Source organism: Peribacillus sp. NPDC097675 (assembly GCF_050277655.1).
In the GTDB taxonomy this organism is placed as follows: Bacteria; Bacillota; Bacilli; order Bacillales; family DSM-1321; genus Peribacillus.
The window spans coordinates 68,087-82,534 of the sequence record NZ_JBNNSK010000001.1 but is presented as its reverse complement, the minus strand read 5'-3'; the positions used below and the strand labels follow the sequence as shown (position 1 = coordinate 82,534).

Genomic DNA, 14,448 nt, shown 5'->3' with positions numbered 1-14,448 from the left:
TTCTTGCACTCTAACCTTCATTATATAAAATATGGTTTAAATTAACAATCAATAGTCATTTTTCTGACGTTCGTAATTCACTTCATTCTTGCTGACATACGCCGTCTCTACATCCATCGCAGAAAATCCAAGCATTTCTCCTAAACGCAGGTATTCAGTAAATACCGCTTGAAATGCGGGCCCATCCAACTGTAAACGAAATTCATTAATGCATCCGTATATCAGTATAAATTGTGTGGTCATATCGCCATCTACCTGAAGAGTAGCCGATTCAACTATGGGCACAAATCCTTTTTCAATTCCAAGTGACAGGATAAAATGAATACCATCCACATATTCGGCTAAAATCGTTTCTTTATCCGAAGGGCCTTTAAGACTCCAGAACTTAAAACATCTTGTTTCATTGGCTAGCTCGCCAAGCTCTACAAGAAGAGCAAGAATCTTCCTCTCTACCAGATCTTCTCTATGTAATTCATGCTTCTTTTCGATATGTCTATCCAATCCCGCCTGCATGTCCATCAATTTTTCTATGTTCATATTCATCACTACTTTCTTCATTCATTCCTAAATTATATCAAATAAATGAAACTTATTAAAAACCCATACGTAAAAGAAAGAAATCACTCTGTTAGAGGAGGAAACACCATGGTATTAATACTACGGCTCTTTCTTTTGGCTCTTATCATCTTTTTAATATACACGACGATCAAATATTTATTAAATCCACAACGAAAACTAGAACTTGCTCATGAACAGAAAAAGTACTTTCTGCTTGACGATACTTCAAATATCCGAAAAAATTTCTTATTGACCTATAACGGGGTCATGTTCGAAGGAGAGAAGTATTTAGGTACAACGGAGCGCTCCTTCGAGGTTATTTCCATTTTTATCTGGCCGAAGAAAACTTCCGCTTTGAAAGGTTTAAAACGTGAAGACTTTTTAAAGATTGAAAGATCCCTAAAAAAACAATATCCAGACGCCATCATTGACTGGAAAAGCCCTGTTAAGGAGTTTTTAAACGATTAAAAAGTTTAAGGCCTTGAGTGATGTTCACTCAAGGCCTTCATTTATCATGAGATTGAAAAAATTCTTTCCAGGGCACGACCGTCTGCTTTTCCCTCAATAAATACAGCAATAAGGTTAAGGATAATAGGATAATAATGATTAATGTCGGGCTGAAATCGGCAATATAATGCCCGAAAACCGTATAGACGAAGGCCACAGGGATATTGGTCAAAAAGGTTAAATAAAAATAATTTTTTAATCCTTTATTGGATTCCAAAAGGCAGAGGGACAATAAATAGTAGTGGATGAATGGAATAAGCCGTAATACCGCTATTTGGCGACTGTTAAGTTTTCGATTCCCAAATAACTTATTTTTAAGGCGAAACAGCTTCTCCTGCATTTTGGGGAATTTTCCGATCACGAAATAAAAAATCATATTGGCAAGCGTCAGACCGATGAGTGAATAGATTGTTCCAAAGGCCGCACCAAATAAAATGCCACCTGAAATGCAAACGACGATGACAGGGATGAATAAAAATTGCCGTAACAAATGGAAAGTGATAAAAATCAATGGTGCAAACACACTGCCGGATTGAACGTAGCTCATTAAAAATGTCAGTTTATCATCCATGTTCTACCTCCAGCTTATTCTTGCTGCTTCTACAAGCATATACGCAATTTCATTAACATATGACTAACGAATGGTTATCGTGATTACTAGCAAGATCTGAATGGCCATTAATGCAGGTAGCCCCCATTTGAAAGTGAAATGCTTCGTTTTATGGCGAAAATGGCGCATCCCTATAAACGCTCCCGTTCCTCCGCCAATGATGGCCCACGTCCAAAGGGTCTTTTCGCTGATCCGATATTCCCCCTTACGTGCTCTCTTCTTATCGATTCCCATAAGGGAAAAACTGATGATGCTAGCGATGATGATATAGGCAGGAACGATCCATATTGCTTCCATCACTATCCCTCCTTATATATAAAAAGCCGCCCTCTTAAAAAGAGAGCGACTTATATCAGTCAGACTTATTTGTCTAATTGTTGTTTAGCAGCAGTTGCTAATTGAGCAAAAGCTTGTTCGTCAGCTACAGCAAGATCAGCAAGCATTTTACGGTTCACTTCGATACCAGCTAGCTTTAAGCCATGCATTAAACGGCTATAAGATAGTCCGTTGATGCGAGCAGCCGCGTTGATACGAGTGATCCAAAGTTTGCGGAAATCACGTTTTTTCTGACGACGGTCACGGAAAGCATAGTTTCCTGACTTCATTACTTGTTGGTTAGCTACTTTGAAAAGAATATGTTTCGAGCCATAGTAACCTTTAGCTAATTTTATAACCTTTTTACGACGTTTGCGAGTAACAGTACCGCCTTTTACACGTGGCATGTTATTTCCCTCCTATTTAACTCGATAAATCGAACTTATTTAATGTTATCTAACATATGACGAATACGTTTGAAGTCACCTTTGCTTACAAGGCTAGCTTTGCGAAGCTTACGCTTTTGCTTAGTAGATTTGTTAGCAAATAAATGGCTTGTGTAAGCGTTAGAACGCTTAAGTTTGCCGGATCCAGTTTTTTTGAAACGTTTAGCTGAACCGCGGTGAGTTTTCATTTTAGGCATAAGGTATTCCTCCTCATTACAAAATACTTAACAATTACTTTTCGACTTTTGGTGCTAAAATAATAAACATGCTGCGTCCATCCATTTTTGGATGTTGCTCGATTGTAGCCACTTCTTTACATGCTTCAGCAAAACGAACCAATACGCGTTGACCGATTTCCTTATGCGTGATTGCACGTCCTTTGAATCGGATAGAAGCTTTTACTTTATCGCCTTTTTCAAGGAATTTAATTCCGTTGCGAAGTTTCGTATTGAAATCATGTTCTTCAATCGTCGGGCTCAAGCGAACCTCTTTCAGACTGATGACTTTTTGATTTTTACGAGCTTCCTTGTCTTTCTTTTGCTGCTCGAAGCGGTGTTTTCCGTAGTCCATAATCCGGGCTACCGGAGGCTTTGCATTTGCAGCAACTAAAACTAGATCAAGATTTACACGAGCAGCTATTTCCATTGCCTCGAATTTCGTTTTAATTCCAAGTTGTTCTCCGTTTTGGTCAATAAGACGAACTTCACGGGCTCGGATGCCCTCGTTTACCATCGCGTCTTTACTAATAGTTAGCCACCTCCAAAGATATTGGCGAATACGAACGTTTGAATCAATTAGGTCACGCTCACAACTCGCTTACAGGATATAATAAAATAAAAAAAGTGTGGATGCATGCAGCACCCACACTGATAGACTAATTTAGAAAGATCCAAATAATCAAATCATGACCTGTTAACTGCATTGCTTGCGTCAACCAGGTGAGAAGCGGGTGCCTCTTCTTTCTTCAAACCGTATTCAATTCACTTTAGAAATATATCATAAACACTGATGATTGTCAAATGCTTAATTCGTTTTAATTCGTTCGTTTTTCACAACAGAGTTAATATTATCAAACATTACGAGATTTGACAATACATTTTTTAAAAGTATTTTCAATAAATAATTTTCACACGCTAACGCTCTTTAAAAATAACTGTGGTGTTACCTCGTCCACTATATGGTCCGTAATGAATATACCTAATGTGAATTGCAAGTCAGGATTGTTCCTTTGCCTTCTTCTTTTTCTCGATTGCATCCCATGAAAATAGTGCTATCCAGAACAGCAGGACTGGAAAAATCGCATATTGTCGGTAATCATCGAACATCAATAAAATGATGACTAACAAAAATGCTGGACCAAACAAAAAGGAAAATTTCTTCTTCATGGTGTCACTCCTTATTCTTATGTGTCAGACTGTTTATGTTTATCATGCCTTAATTAAAAGGGAGACACAACTATATGTGCCTCCCTTTTTTGTTAACGACTCACTTCTGCTTTAATCATAGAAACGAAATTTTCGAAAGATACCGTTTCTGACTTTTGTTCGCCATATTTACGGACGTTCACACTGCCTTCGTTGACTTCATTATCACCAACGACAAGCATGTAAGGGATTTTCTGCATTTGTGCTTCACGGATTTTGTACCCGATTTTCTCATCACGCGTGTCCAAATTAACACGAATGCCTGCCGCCTTCAGTTTATCTTGGATTTCTTTTGCATATTCAAGATGCACTTCAGGTGAGACAGGAATCACTTGTGCTTGGATTGGCGCCAACCAAGTAGGGAATGCCCCTTTGTATTCTTCAATCAAGTAAGCGACAAAACGTTCCATTGTGGAAACGACACCACGGTGGATAACGACCGGACGATGATGTTTGCCATCTTCACCGACATAATTTAGATCGAAACGTTCAGGAAGCAAGAAATCAAGCTGAACAGTCGATAACGTTTCATCTTTCCCTAAAGCAGTACGCACTTGAACGTCCAGTTTTGGACCATAAAATGCCGCTTCGTCTTCCGCTTCAAAGTAATCCAGGCCAAGCTCGTCCATCGCACCTTTTAACATGCTTTGCGCTTTTTCCCACATCGCATCATCGTCGAAGTATTTTTCAGTATTATTGGGATCACGGTAAGATAAACGGAACGAGTAATCCTTGATATCGAAATCCTTATATACTTCTAAAATCAGGTTCACTACACGTTTTAATTCGTCTTTGATTTGATCCGGACGTACGAAAATATGAGCATCATTCAATGTCATTCCACGCACACGTTGCAAACCAGACAATGCACCTGACATTTCGTAGCGGTGCATCATACCAAGTTCAGCAATCCTGATTGGAAGTTCACGGTAACTGTGAATGCTGTTTTTATATACCATCATATGGTGCGGGCAATTCATCGGACGAAGAACAAGCTGTTCATTATCCATGTCCATCGCTGGGAACATGCCATCTTGATAGTGATCCCAATGTCCGGACGTTTTATAAAGATCCACACTACCCATTATAGGTGTGTACACATGGTCATAGCCTAGGCGTTCTTCCTTGTCTACAATATAACGTTCAATTGTACGGCGGATTGTTGCACCTTTTGGCAACCACATAGGTAACCCTTGACCGACTTTTTGTGAAGTCATGAATAGGTCCAATTCTTTACCGATTTTGCGGTGATCACGCTCTTTTGCCTCTTCTAAGAAACGTAGGTGGTCAGCCAGTTCTTCTTTTTTGAAGAAAGCCGTACCATAAATACGTTGCAACATTTTGTTCTTGCTATCGCCTCTCCAATAAGCCCCTGCAATGCTTAACAGCTTGAATTCTTTAATCTTTCCAGTGGAAGGTACATGAATTCCCCGGCAAAGGTCAAAAAACTCGCCTTGTTCGTAAATGGTTACTTGCTGTTCAGCTGGAATCGCATCGATCAGTTCCAGTTTATATTCGTCGCCAATCTCTTTAAAACGGGAAATGGCTTCATCACGGGTTACTTCAATACGTGAGATTTCCAGGTTTTCATTGACGATTTTCTTCATTTCTTTTTCAATCGCTGAAAGGTCATCAGGAGTCAACGATTCCTCAAGATCGATATCGTAATAAAATCCGCCTTCGATGACTGGACCGACACCAAATTTTGCATTTTTATAAAGACGTTTGATGGCTTGTGCCATTAAATGGGCAGTACTGTGGCGAAGAACCTCAAGCGCTTCCGCAGCATCTTGGGTAACAATCTCAATGGTACCGTCTTCTTCGATTGGCCGTTTCAAATCATATAGTTCACCATTGAATTTACCTGCAATGGATTTTTTTCTTAGTCCTGGGCTGATAGATGCTGCGATGTCTTCAGTTGTTGTGCCTTTAGCAAACTCCTTCACCGCTCCATCAGGAAAAGATATTTTCAGTTGTTCTGACATTGTAGCTTCACTCCTTCTTTTAATTGCCATCCGTTTCAAGTCTCAGGGGGATACCCCAGCAATTGCGTGGAAAAAACACAAAAAAGCCCGCCCCTGTATAAAACAGGGACGAGCTTAGTAATGTAAAATTAACCCGCGGTTCCACCCTCGTTCCACTCTGCTTTTCACGGCAAAATGACACTTGTAACTTAATAACGGCAGCTTCCCGTCAGTTCATAATCGCAAAATAGTTGCTTTCCGAACCGAAGTTTAAAGGTGGTAAGTGTTCTATGCAAATAGGAAGCTTACAGCCTAATGACTTCCCTCTCTGAAAATTGGCGATTAGAATACCCATGTCCTCATCATAACTTTTGTTTTTAATAGTATGTAGGAAATTATAATTCGTTATGCATTGAAAATCAAGGTTAAATTTAGGTTTTCCCCAAAATTCCCAAGACGATTATTCAGTGGCCTGCTTAAAGGCTGAAAGCGGCAGGACCGTCGCCCGTTCCTCGAAGATTCGTGTCATCGTTTGTATCAGACCCTCTTCCTTGTTATCCGTATAGATATATAAGCTAGTGGGTGCGATGGACAGCAGAGGTGCCCAGATCACGGTGTCTAGAAAGAATGAACTATCGGCTAGCAATTTCCTGTCAATCATGCTAGTGAGTTTTCGGCGATCGAGACGACCAAGCTCATGATCATAGAATTGAAATCCATCATGATAGACAAGGTGAAGCCTTGATAATTTTGATTTCTGTTCATGTAGGCGATCCCGGAGCATCGCAATGAAATTCTGATAATCCTGTTCGAGCTTGTATTCATCAATGGCAAGACCCGCATACTTTTCCAGCGCATGTCGAAAGGACCTTAACCGAAAGGTAGTAAAAGCATCAAATGAAAATGATACTTTTCCTGCTACTATACTCTTGAGACCATCTTGGATCGATTGCTTTTCCTTACAAAATAAAACACCCCCACCTTCGGACTTTTCCCCTTCGATTATGGATAAAGCAATTTCCAATATCGCATCGATTTCTTCTTGTTCCTTGTAAAAAAATTTACTGACGATAATTTGTTTTAGAACAGGTAGCGTTTTTTCTTCGAGCAAAAAGGAATGAAATACTTCACTAAGCAGCGTTAGCCATTTCTCATCTTCTAACCCGGTCATATCAACCAACAGCCCTTGTTGTGGGAGAAATTCTATATATGGTTCAAATTCTGCCCCGAAAGGATGGACAGAAACGAATTTCAATAGTCTTAAAGCTTCCGAATCATTTTGGAACGATATTTGCACTACGACATCCCCCCTTCCCCCTTGCTTTACTTTTTTCATGTATATGGGAATAAAGGCTTTTTTAGAAGTAGGATGGTGTCAATGAACCAAAAAAAGCGGCCTCTTTTTAGAGACCGCCTTTCTTTATCTTCTGCGATTCACGCCATCAAGCCTGACTGGCTCCGCCAAATATTGAATTCTTTCTAAAACCCTTGCCGCTTTCACTTCTTCCTTCTCACCGCGCTGGGAATAGGTCAAGTGGTTCTCAAGACCCTTCATATCGAAGTTGGATGTAAAGAACGTCGGTAAGTTTTCAAGCATTCTAAATTGAAGGATTGGACCTATGACTTCATCCCGTCCCCAACTCGTCATCGATTCTGCACCAATATCATCAAGCATGAGGATGGGTGCCGTTTTGACCATCTCGATCTTCTCATTGACGGTATTATCACCAATTGAACCCTTTAACTCCCGCAAATAATCAGGCACATAGACAATCATCGAGGAAATTTGCCTTTGCGCAAGTTCATTGGCAATCGCCCCCAATAAATACGTTTTACCAACGCCAAATTTCCCGTAAATATACAAACCTTTTTGCCGTTTTCCTGGCTCATATTCCATGATGAACGATATCGCTTTGCCTAATACGCCAAGCCGTTTATTTTCATCGTCTGTATGAGAAAAATCATCAATGGTCGCCTTCAGAATGTCCTTAGGAACATAAAGACTACGGATGAGTTTTTCCCGTTTCCGCTTTTCATCTTCCGCCAATTTTCTTGGACAGACCTCATAATTCAGATTAAGAGCCTTCCCTTGAACAACCAGCTTTGGATAATACCCATTCATCATATTGATGCATCCATCCAAGCTTGGACATTTATCACACTTGTTGCTTTGAGAAATAAATTCATAAAGCTTCCCTAAATTCTTGTCTATCATTTCGTCTGTGACTGTTGAGCTATTGGCGTTCAAAAACAGACGCACTTGTTCATTTTCGAAAATTTCCTGCTTCAACTGTTCATAGCGCTGCTGAAAGTCACCCGTATTGGCCAGCTTACTAAGCGATCTATTAATCTTTTCCATCGTTCATTTCACCTCCAGCTTTCCACTGCTTCCATTTCTCTTGCAGCTCACGTTTTTGTTCATTCAGTTCAGGTTGCTCAGCTTTCTGTTCTTGTTTATCCTCTTTCTGCTCAAGCCAGTCCGGAATCACTTCTTCTCTTATTGATTTTTTCCGGCCACCTTTTGCAACATTTTTACTTCCTTGTGCCCACTCTTGATATTTCCGGTGTTCATTTTTAGCTAGTTCCATCGCTTCCATGACAGTAGAGACCTTCAGGCGTGCCCAATGACCAGCCAGTTTTTCCACATAGCCCTTCGTGAATTTCATGTCTGTTTTAAGCATAACGTATTCAATTAAAACATTCACCACTCCAGGATTCAGCTTTTGATTGATCATCACACCCTCAACCACTTTTAAATCTCCGCCTGTCGGCTCAGCTCCTCCGGATAGCTGCATGAGTCGATCTCGTGGTGAAGTAGTCTCCAAATGCCGTATCAGCTCTTGCTCTTGAGTTTTAGGTTCCTCTTTTTGCGTGCGTTCCCTTACTGGCTGTACACGGTTAACCAAAGAAGGCATATCGGCCTGCCGTTCAATTTGATACCAGTCCCTTGCCGCTTTTCGGAGTAACTCTTCATCAATTTCATCGTCCAATGTTACTGCATCCATCACTAGTTTTTGCATCTCAAGTGGATTGATTCCATATAAAAAGGCAAGTTTGGCCACCGTATTTTTTATTTTGGGTGTAAAAGCTTTTTTGGGCACGATTGAGTTCTTCATGCCTGCAAACATAAGGCCAAAATCAAACAGGCCGTCGAACCCTGATGGCTCAACTCCGTCAGATTGATCAACGAATCGCTGGTCAGGTACTGGATCCCATTCGTTTTTCGCTTCATCCGTCACGTACAATGAATCTAGATGGTCCGACGCAAACACCTCTGCGAATGATTTCGTCACATGTTCAAATTCATCTGTTGCGATAGTGTCCACACAAAAGAATCTTTTTAGCCGATTGAACTGGACCTTTCCGATTTTTTTATATAAATATATATTCAGCATCCCATCCGTGAAAAACTGCTGGGGTGTTAAAGGGGGATTTAGTTCATAAATAAATTCCTTCGTATCCCCTTTGGATTTCTTATACACATTCAGCAATCCAATACCTTCGAGTAATAGCCTTGCTTCGTAAATATCGCTTAAATTAAGGCCGATCGTATTCATTAATTGATAATGTGAGGAAGCCTCCGACCAAAGCCGATTCTCCTCCATCTCACTCCATAACGTCATGTATAGGCTAATACAGATCGGTCCTATAAGTGGCTGGTACAGTCGTGTGAGTATTTTCCGATCATAATCATGAAGCAGCCCCGCAGAGGAAACCAAATATGAATCCGCGGGGAGCAGTTCCTGCCAATGCATGGACATCTTCCTTCAAACCTTTCAAAAGATATAGTTAAAAAAGAGCCAAAGTAAATCTTCAGCTCTACTTTCTTTCTTTATTTATCAAATCTTTCAATTCATCGATGAAAACATTTATATCTTTAAATTGTCTGTAAACGGAAGCAAATCTCACATAAGCAACTTCATCCACTTCAGCCAGTTGATCCATCACCATTTCACCGACACTATCACTTTTCACTTCCGATATACCTTGATTGCGCAGTTCCTTTTCAACATAACTTGTGATTTGCTCTAGTTCCTTTAACGGAACTGGACGTTTTTCACAAGCCCTGATAAGTCCGCGCAGGATTTTGTCACGGCTGAACTCTTCCCGTGCTCCACCCTTTTTCACGACGATCAGCGGTGTTTCCTCGACCTTTTCAAATGTCGTGAATCGAAAACTGCATGCCTCGCATTCGCGGCGCCGTCGAATTGATTTACTTTCGTCGACAGGCCTGGAATCGAGCACCCTAGTTCCATTGTATTGACATGATGGACATTTCATCATTACCAGCTCCGTATTTTAAGTGATATTCCTTCAAACTTCCCTAAGGAATACTATTTAATCTTAATCTTATATAAAAGGGGCAACCAGTACAAGTAAAAAGTGAAACTTCCAGCAGCAGGTAATTTTCAAATCCCCCGTAATGTCCGCTAGTTGAGCTTGATATAAGTGAAGGAAACCATTCAATTGCATCAAAAAAGAGATGCATTTATGGCATCTCTGTTAATTCGTATATTATAGTACACTCATTTTAGTTTTTTTCATTTGTACGGGACCTAGACCACGTGGAAGTTCAATGTTTTCGCGCGTTTGTGCATTCAAAGCCTCTGCAATATAATCAGCAGCGATATTTGGATCTAAGTTGCCACATGTATAGACATCAATGCTGGCATATCCATGTTCTGGAAAGCTATGAATGGTAAGATGTGATTCAGAAATGATGACAACCCCACTCACTCCTTGTGGAGCAAACTTATGGAACGCCACTTCTCGAACTTCAGCACCCGATTTCAGTGCAGCATCGACGAAGATTCTTTCAATTAAATCAATATTATTCAGTTTTTCAAAGTCACAACCCCAAAGTTCAGAAATGACATGTCTACCCATAGTTTCCATTGTGTAAGCTGATTCCATATTATGTTTCCCCCTTAACCGTGATTAAAAATTCAGAATCCTTAATAACTACCACGGGGGAAAGTTAGTCCAAAGAGGTCCTAACCCTTTAAGTAGCCATTATGTAAACATTCTTATATAAGAAGTTCACGATTCATAGTATATAATGTATGGTTTTCTTTTGCAACTACATTTAGCATTTTTGGTAAATTAATCATTAATTGTTAAAAGTAATTACTATTTCATTCAGACTTTTATCCTTACCTAGACAACAGAACTGTTTCATGACTAGACTAATCATCCCATAATAAACAGCCCGTTAAGGATGTAACGGGCCCTGAATCATTTTCTAATTCGCTGACATCTGAACTTCGGAAACCTTACTCAACTCAGAAGCCACTAATTTGACAAGATCGACTACACGGTTAGAATATCCCCACTCATTATCATACCAAGCAAGGATTTTCACTTTTCTTTCACCAATCATCATGGTCGATAAGCCATCGATGATTGCAGAGTGAGGATTGGTTTTAAAATCACTTGAAACAAGCGGTTCTGTTGTATATTCCATAATTCCGTTAAGCTCATTTTCTGAAGCGTCAATGAAAGCTTGATTCACTTCATCAATCGTAACATCACAATTTAAATCCACAACAAGATCGACTAATGATACGTTAGGCGTCGGTACACGTATGGCCATACCATGAAGCTTGCCTTTCAGTTGAGGCAACACCAACGAAAGAGCTTTAGCTGCACCTGTAGTCGTAGGAATGATACTTTCAGCAGCAGCGCGAGCACGTCTTAGATCTTTATGTGGGTTATCAATGTTATTTTGATCATTCGTATAAGAATGAATGGTCGTCATTAGGCCGTTGTCTATACCAAATTTCTGTTCGAGCACTTTCGCAACCGGTCCAAGGCAATTAGTCGTGCAAGATGCGTTCGAAATAACAAAGTGCTTGTCGATTTCTAACGCTTCCTGATTAACGCCCATCACAATGGTAACGTCTTCATTTTTACCCGGCGCGGAAAGTATGACCCTTTTTGCTCCTGCTTCTAGATGCATCGCTGCTTTAGATCGGTCATTGAATTTGCCCGTAGCTTCTATTACAATATCTATATCCATCTCTTTCCAAGGCAATAACTTTGGATCGCGATTATTAATCAGTTGTACACGTCGCCCATTCACGACAAGGGAATCATCTTCAGCAACAATCATACCATCAAATTTCCCATGTACTGTATCATACTTCAATAAATGGGCTAACGTTTCAGCAGGATAGCTTGCATTAATGGCAATGATGTCCAGACTCTCATCCAAAATTGCCTTACGGAAAACCATTCTTCCAATTCTTCCAAATCCGTTAATTGCTATTCTTGAATTCATTTATCGGACCCTCCTGAATATATTAATGTTATACTTATTACCCTTCATATGTAATTAGTATAACATATTTAATCCTAAATGTGTTAATAAAAAAGCGGATTTGTTCTTTTTTAGTAAAAAAAAGGAAGAACCCTTTGCGGGTTCTTCCTTTTTCCGAATTCTTTATAAGACATTCCATTTCTTAAGTACGTCATCAACCTGCTTTTTCGTTTCTTCCCTATTCCCATTATTATCGACAATGGCATCCGCTAGTGCTTTTTTATCTTTCAAAGGCATTTGCGAATGAATCCTTGCTAATGCCTCGGATTTAGTTAACATGTTCCGATTCATTAACCTCTCCAGTTGAACCGATTCATCTACATAGACCAAGAGGGTTTTTTCCACCATGGACGTCAGCTTGCTTTCGAACAAGAGCGGAATGTCCATAAATACGGTTTTCAATCCTGTTGCAAGGGCCTTATCCGTTTCCTGACGCATCCAATTCCTCACAGCCGGATGTACGATGCTATTTAAAAGCAGTCTTTTTTCTTGATCATGAAATATAATGGAACCTAATTTAGCCCGGTCAATACTTTCATCAGGTAATAAAAGACCTTCACCGAAAGCCTTGACCACTTGTAGATAGGCACTTTCACCAGGTTCCACGACAGCACGAGAAGCCACATCTGCGTCCACTATCGTGAATCCCAATTCCCTTAGATATTGGCTGACACTACTTTTCCCACTGGCAATGCCTCCAGTGATTCCAATGATTTGTCCCATAAGCTCCCCCTTTATCTCGTCTCTTTATAATTTGAATAAGCCAATTAGAATCAGTAATAAGCCCGGAAGAAAGGTCAAATGCTGCACAAGTTTATTATTAGAAAGTAATTTTCCGCATTGAAGTCCACTCCCTATAAAGATGAAGCTCATCACGGCTATGCAGAGCGCAAGAATGATAGGGGAGATTCCCATCATGGCCGCTCCCACACCCGCACCGAATGCATCGAGTGACAAGGCAAATCCAAGCACAAGTGCCTCGATTCCAGTAATTGTTCCTGATTTATCAAAATCGGCATTCAATGGTTTTTGTAGGATATTGATAGCCACGCCAAGTGATTTAATTTCGAAGTTAAAGATGATTTTTTCATGATATCGCTCGTCATTCGTTTCTTTCTCAGGCTTGAAATATTGGTACACCATCCAGGAACCCAAAAGAACAAGGATAATGCCCCCTGTTTTTTCAGCGGCCCCGACAGAGATTAGCTGACTGATGAATTCACCGATGACCATCGCCATCCCCAAACTCATCGCCGAACAGACTGATATCACTGCAATTGATTTCAAGGGTATTTTGATCTTTCGCATACCAAATGTCAAACCTACACCAAAACCGTCAATACTCACTGCAAAAGCAAGGAAAATGATTTGTAGCCACATCGGAATGATTGCTCCTTCCCATCTTATTGCTACCCTAGTATATGGAAGGAGCCCATCCGATGTGTTTTTATATATGACTACTTATTCTGCTGACAGGACGGACATATATGTGTACCTCGTCCGGCCACGACTAACTTCTCTAGAGGGGTATTACAAACCTTACAGTTCTCCCCTTTGCGTCCGTATACATTTAGTTCCAATTGAAACATACCGATTTGACCTTGTGAGTTGACATACGAACGGATTGTGCTTCCGCCTTTTTCCACCGCTTCGCTCAAGGTAGCGACGATTTCGGCATGCAGCCTTATAATTTCTTCCAAGGTAAGGGAAGAGGCCTTACGCTCCGGATGGATGCCGGATCGGAACAATGATTCGTCCACATAAATATTACCGATTCCAACCACAACGGTTTGATCGAGAAGAACAGGCTTGATCTTCCTACTTGTTTTAGCAAGTTTCGCACTCAGTCCCTCTACAGTGAACTCGTCTGATAAGGGTTCAGGACCTAAATGCAAAAGAGGCATTTGATCCATTTCTTCTCCTTTGCGAAATAAATGCATCGTCCCGAATTTGCGGACATCCCGATACCTAAGTTCACTGCCGTCCGTGAAAGTGAAAATGACATGAGTGTGCTTGTCATATGGTTCTTCTTTTGGATGCACTCCATATTTCCCTTCCATCCTTAAATGAGAGACCATGGCATAATCATCTAAGGTAAAAATGAGAAACTTGCCCCTACGACCAATATCTTGAATCGTCTGGCCCCTTAATGCATCTTGAAATTGCTCAACCGGTTCAGGTGCCTTAATGATTTTCGGCCATAAGACGGAAACCTCCACGATTTCCTTTCCCAAAACAAGCTGCTCTAATGTTCTTCTGACGGTTTCCACTTCAGGAAGTTCTGGCATTCATTATCACCTATCTT

At 40.4% G+C, this 14,448-nt stretch carries 18 protein-coding genes and 1 other annotated feature; of the genes, 1 reads left to right on the top strand and 17 read right to left on the bottom strand.

The window, feature by feature from the left end:
• Nucleotides 1–48 precede the first annotated feature (48 nt).
• Entirely contained in the window at nt 49–537 is a 489-nt protein-coding gene (locus ACQKL5_RS00390) for a dUTP diphosphatase (protein ID WP_427605905.1), read from the bottom strand.
• Nucleotides 538–645: 108 nt separating this feature from the next.
• Here ACQKL5_RS00390 and ACQKL5_RS00385 point away from each other — a divergent pair, with 108 nt between their 5' ends.
• On the top strand, nt 646–1,026 hold the full coding sequence (locus ACQKL5_RS00385) for a sigma-w pathway protein ysdB (protein ID WP_427605903.1): 381 nt from the start codon (nt 646–648) through the stop codon (nt 1,024–1,026).
• Between the two features lie 37 nt (nt 1,027–1,063).
• Here the strand turns inward: ACQKL5_RS00385 and ACQKL5_RS00380 are convergent, their stop codons facing one another.
• The 16 genes from ACQKL5_RS00380 to mutM form a co-directional block, all read right to left on the bottom strand.
• Entirely contained in the window at nt 1,064–1,636 is a 573-nt protein-coding gene (locus tag ACQKL5_RS00380) for a TVP38/TMEM64 family protein (RefSeq protein WP_427605901.1), read from the bottom strand.
• Between the two features lie 63 nt (nt 1,637–1,699).
• Nucleotides 1,700–1,972, bottom strand: a complete 273-nt coding sequence (locus tag ACQKL5_RS00375) for a DUF1294 domain-containing protein (RefSeq protein ID WP_427605900.1) — start codon at nt 1,970–1,972, stop codon at nt 1,700–1,702.
• A 65-nt stretch (nt 1,973–2,037) separates the two neighbouring features.
• A complete protein-coding gene (rplT, locus tag ACQKL5_RS00370; RefSeq protein ID WP_402874442.1) occupies nt 2,038–2,397 on the bottom strand; it encodes a 50S ribosomal protein L20 in 360 nt (119 codons plus the stop codon).
• Nucleotides 2,398–2,432: 35 nt separating this feature from the next.
• Nucleotides 2,433–2,633: a 50S ribosomal protein L35 gene (gene rpmI / locus ACQKL5_RS00365; protein WP_034309070.1), complete on the bottom strand. Its 201-nt coding sequence runs from the start codon at nt 2,631–2,633 to the stop codon at nt 2,433–2,435.
• Between the two features lie 34 nt (nt 2,634–2,667).
• A complete protein-coding gene (gene infC, locus ACQKL5_RS00360; protein ID WP_427605898.1) occupies nt 2,668–3,168 on the bottom strand; it encodes a translation initiation factor IF-3 in 501 nt (166 codons plus the stop codon).
• Between the two features lie 98 nt (nt 3,169–3,266).
• Nucleotides 3,267–3,403: a sequence feature (ribosomal protein L20 leader region), on the bottom strand.
• A 247-nt stretch (nt 3,404–3,650) separates the two neighbouring features.
• A complete protein-coding gene (locus ACQKL5_RS00355; protein ID WP_427605897.1) occupies nt 3,651–3,821 on the bottom strand; it encodes a hypothetical protein in 171 nt (56 codons plus the stop codon).
• A 92-nt stretch (nt 3,822–3,913) separates the two neighbouring features.
• Entirely contained in the window at nt 3,914–5,845 is a 1,932-nt protein-coding gene (gene thrS, locus ACQKL5_RS00350) for a threonine--tRNA ligase (RefSeq protein WP_427605895.1), read from the bottom strand.
• A 439-nt stretch (nt 5,846–6,284) separates the two neighbouring features.
• Nucleotides 6,285–7,121, bottom strand: a complete 837-nt coding sequence (gene ytxC, locus ACQKL5_RS00345; RefSeq protein ID WP_427605893.1) for a sporulation protein YtxC — start codon at nt 7,119–7,121, stop codon at nt 6,285–6,287.
• 123 nt (nt 7,122–7,244) lie between these two features.
• On the bottom strand, nt 7,245–8,183 hold the full coding sequence (dnaI, locus tag ACQKL5_RS00340; RefSeq protein WP_427605891.1) for a primosomal protein DnaI: 939 nt from the start codon (nt 8,181–8,183) through the stop codon (nt 7,245–7,247).
• Nucleotides 8,170–9,579, bottom strand: coding sequence for a replication initiation and membrane attachment family protein (locus ACQKL5_RS00335; protein WP_427605890.1), 1,410 nt, complete (start codon nt 9,577–9,579; stop codon nt 8,170–8,172). The genes dnaI and ACQKL5_RS00335 overlap by 14 nt, the downstream gene beginning before the upstream one ends.
• A gap of 64 nt (nt 9,580–9,643) precedes the next feature.
• Entirely contained in the window at nt 9,644–10,105 is a 462-nt protein-coding gene (nrdR, locus tag ACQKL5_RS00330; protein WP_427605888.1) for a transcriptional regulator NrdR, read from the bottom strand.
• 234 nt (nt 10,106–10,339) lie between these two features.
• Nucleotides 10,340–10,720 carry an adenosylmethionine decarboxylase gene (speD, locus tag ACQKL5_RS00325; RefSeq protein WP_402961702.1) on the bottom strand — a complete coding sequence of 127 codons (381 nt, stop codon included), beginning with the start codon at nt 10,718–10,720 and terminating at the stop codon, nt 10,340–10,342.
• A gap of 346 nt (nt 10,721–11,066) precedes the next feature.
• The gene (locus ACQKL5_RS00320) at nt 11,067–12,104 is read right to left on the bottom strand and encodes a glyceraldehyde-3-phosphate dehydrogenase (protein ID WP_427605886.1); all 1,038 of its coding nucleotides are present in this window, start codon (nt 12,102–12,104) and stop codon (nt 11,067–11,069) included.
• A 162-nt stretch (nt 12,105–12,266) separates the two neighbouring features.
• A complete protein-coding gene (coaE, locus tag ACQKL5_RS00315; protein WP_427605884.1) occupies nt 12,267–12,866 on the bottom strand; it encodes a dephospho-CoA kinase in 600 nt (199 codons plus the stop codon).
• A gap of 24 nt (nt 12,867–12,890) precedes the next feature.
• A complete protein-coding gene (ytaF, locus tag ACQKL5_RS00310; protein WP_427605882.1) occupies nt 12,891–13,523 on the bottom strand; it encodes a sporulation membrane protein YtaF in 633 nt (210 codons plus the stop codon).
• A gap of 77 nt (nt 13,524–13,600) precedes the next feature.
• Nucleotides 13,601–14,431 (bottom strand): DNA-formamidopyrimidine glycosylase, encoded by an 831-nt coding sequence (gene mutM / locus ACQKL5_RS00305; RefSeq protein WP_427605880.1) that lies wholly within the window; start codon nt 14,429–14,431, stop codon nt 13,601–13,603.
• Between the last annotated feature and the right edge of the window lie 17 nt (nt 14,432–14,448).

Coding starts and splice junctions, on each gene's coding strand:
- ACQKL5_RS00390 (WP_427605905.1), bottom strand. CDS start 537: ATGAACATAGAAAAATTGATGGACATGCAGGCGGGATTGGATAGACAT.
- ACQKL5_RS00385 (WP_427605903.1), top strand. CDS start 646: ATGGTATTAATACTACGGCTCTTTCTTTTGGCTCTTATCATCTTTTTA.
- ACQKL5_RS00380 (WP_427605901.1), bottom strand. CDS start 1,636: ATGGATGATAAACTGACATTTTTAATGAGCTACGTTCAATCCGGCAGT.
- ACQKL5_RS00375 (WP_427605900.1), bottom strand. CDS start 1,972: ATGGAAGCAATATGGATCGTTCCTGCCTATATCATCATCGCTAGCATC.
- rplT (WP_402874442.1), bottom strand. CDS start 2,397: ATGCCACGTGTAAAAGGCGGTACTGTTACTCGCAAACGTCGTAAAAAG.
- rpmI (WP_034309070.1), bottom strand. CDS start 2,633: ATGCCTAAAATGAAAACTCACCGCGGTTCAGCTAAACGTTTCAAAAAA.
- infC (WP_427605898.1), bottom strand. CDS start 3,168: ATGGTAAACGAGGGCATCCGAGCCCGTGAAGTTCGTCTTATTGACCAA.
- ACQKL5_RS00355 (WP_427605897.1), bottom strand. CDS start 3,821: ATGAAGAAGAAATTTTCCTTTTTGTTTGGTCCAGCATTTTTGTTAGTC.
- thrS (WP_427605895.1), bottom strand. CDS start 5,845: ATGTCAGAACAACTGAAAATATCTTTTCCTGATGGAGCGGTGAAGGAG.
- dnaI (WP_427605891.1), bottom strand. CDS start 8,183: ATGGAAAAGATTAATAGATCGCTTAGTAAGCTGGCCAATACGGGTGAC.
- ACQKL5_RS00335 (WP_427605890.1), bottom strand. CDS start 9,579: ATGCATTGGCAGGAACTGCTCCCCGCGGATTCATATTTGGTTTCCTCT.
- nrdR (WP_427605888.1), bottom strand. CDS start 10,105: ATGAAATGTCCATCATGTCAATACAATGGAACTAGGGTGCTCGATTCC.
- speD (WP_402961702.1), bottom strand. CDS start 10,720: ATGGAAACTATGGGTAGACATGTCATTTCTGAACTTTGGGGTTGTGAC.
- ACQKL5_RS00320 (WP_427605886.1), bottom strand. CDS start 12,104: ATGAATTCAAGAATAGCAATTAACGGATTTGGAAGAATTGGAAGAATG.
- coaE (WP_427605884.1), bottom strand. CDS start 12,866: ATGGGACAAATCATTGGAATCACTGGAGGCATTGCCAGTGGGAAAAGT.
- ytaF (WP_427605882.1), bottom strand. CDS start 13,523: ATGTGGCTACAAATCATTTTCCTTGCTTTTGCAGTGAGTATTGACGGT.
- mutM (WP_427605880.1), bottom strand. CDS start 14,431: ATGCCAGAACTTCCTGAAGTGGAAACCGTCAGAAGAACATTAGAGCAG.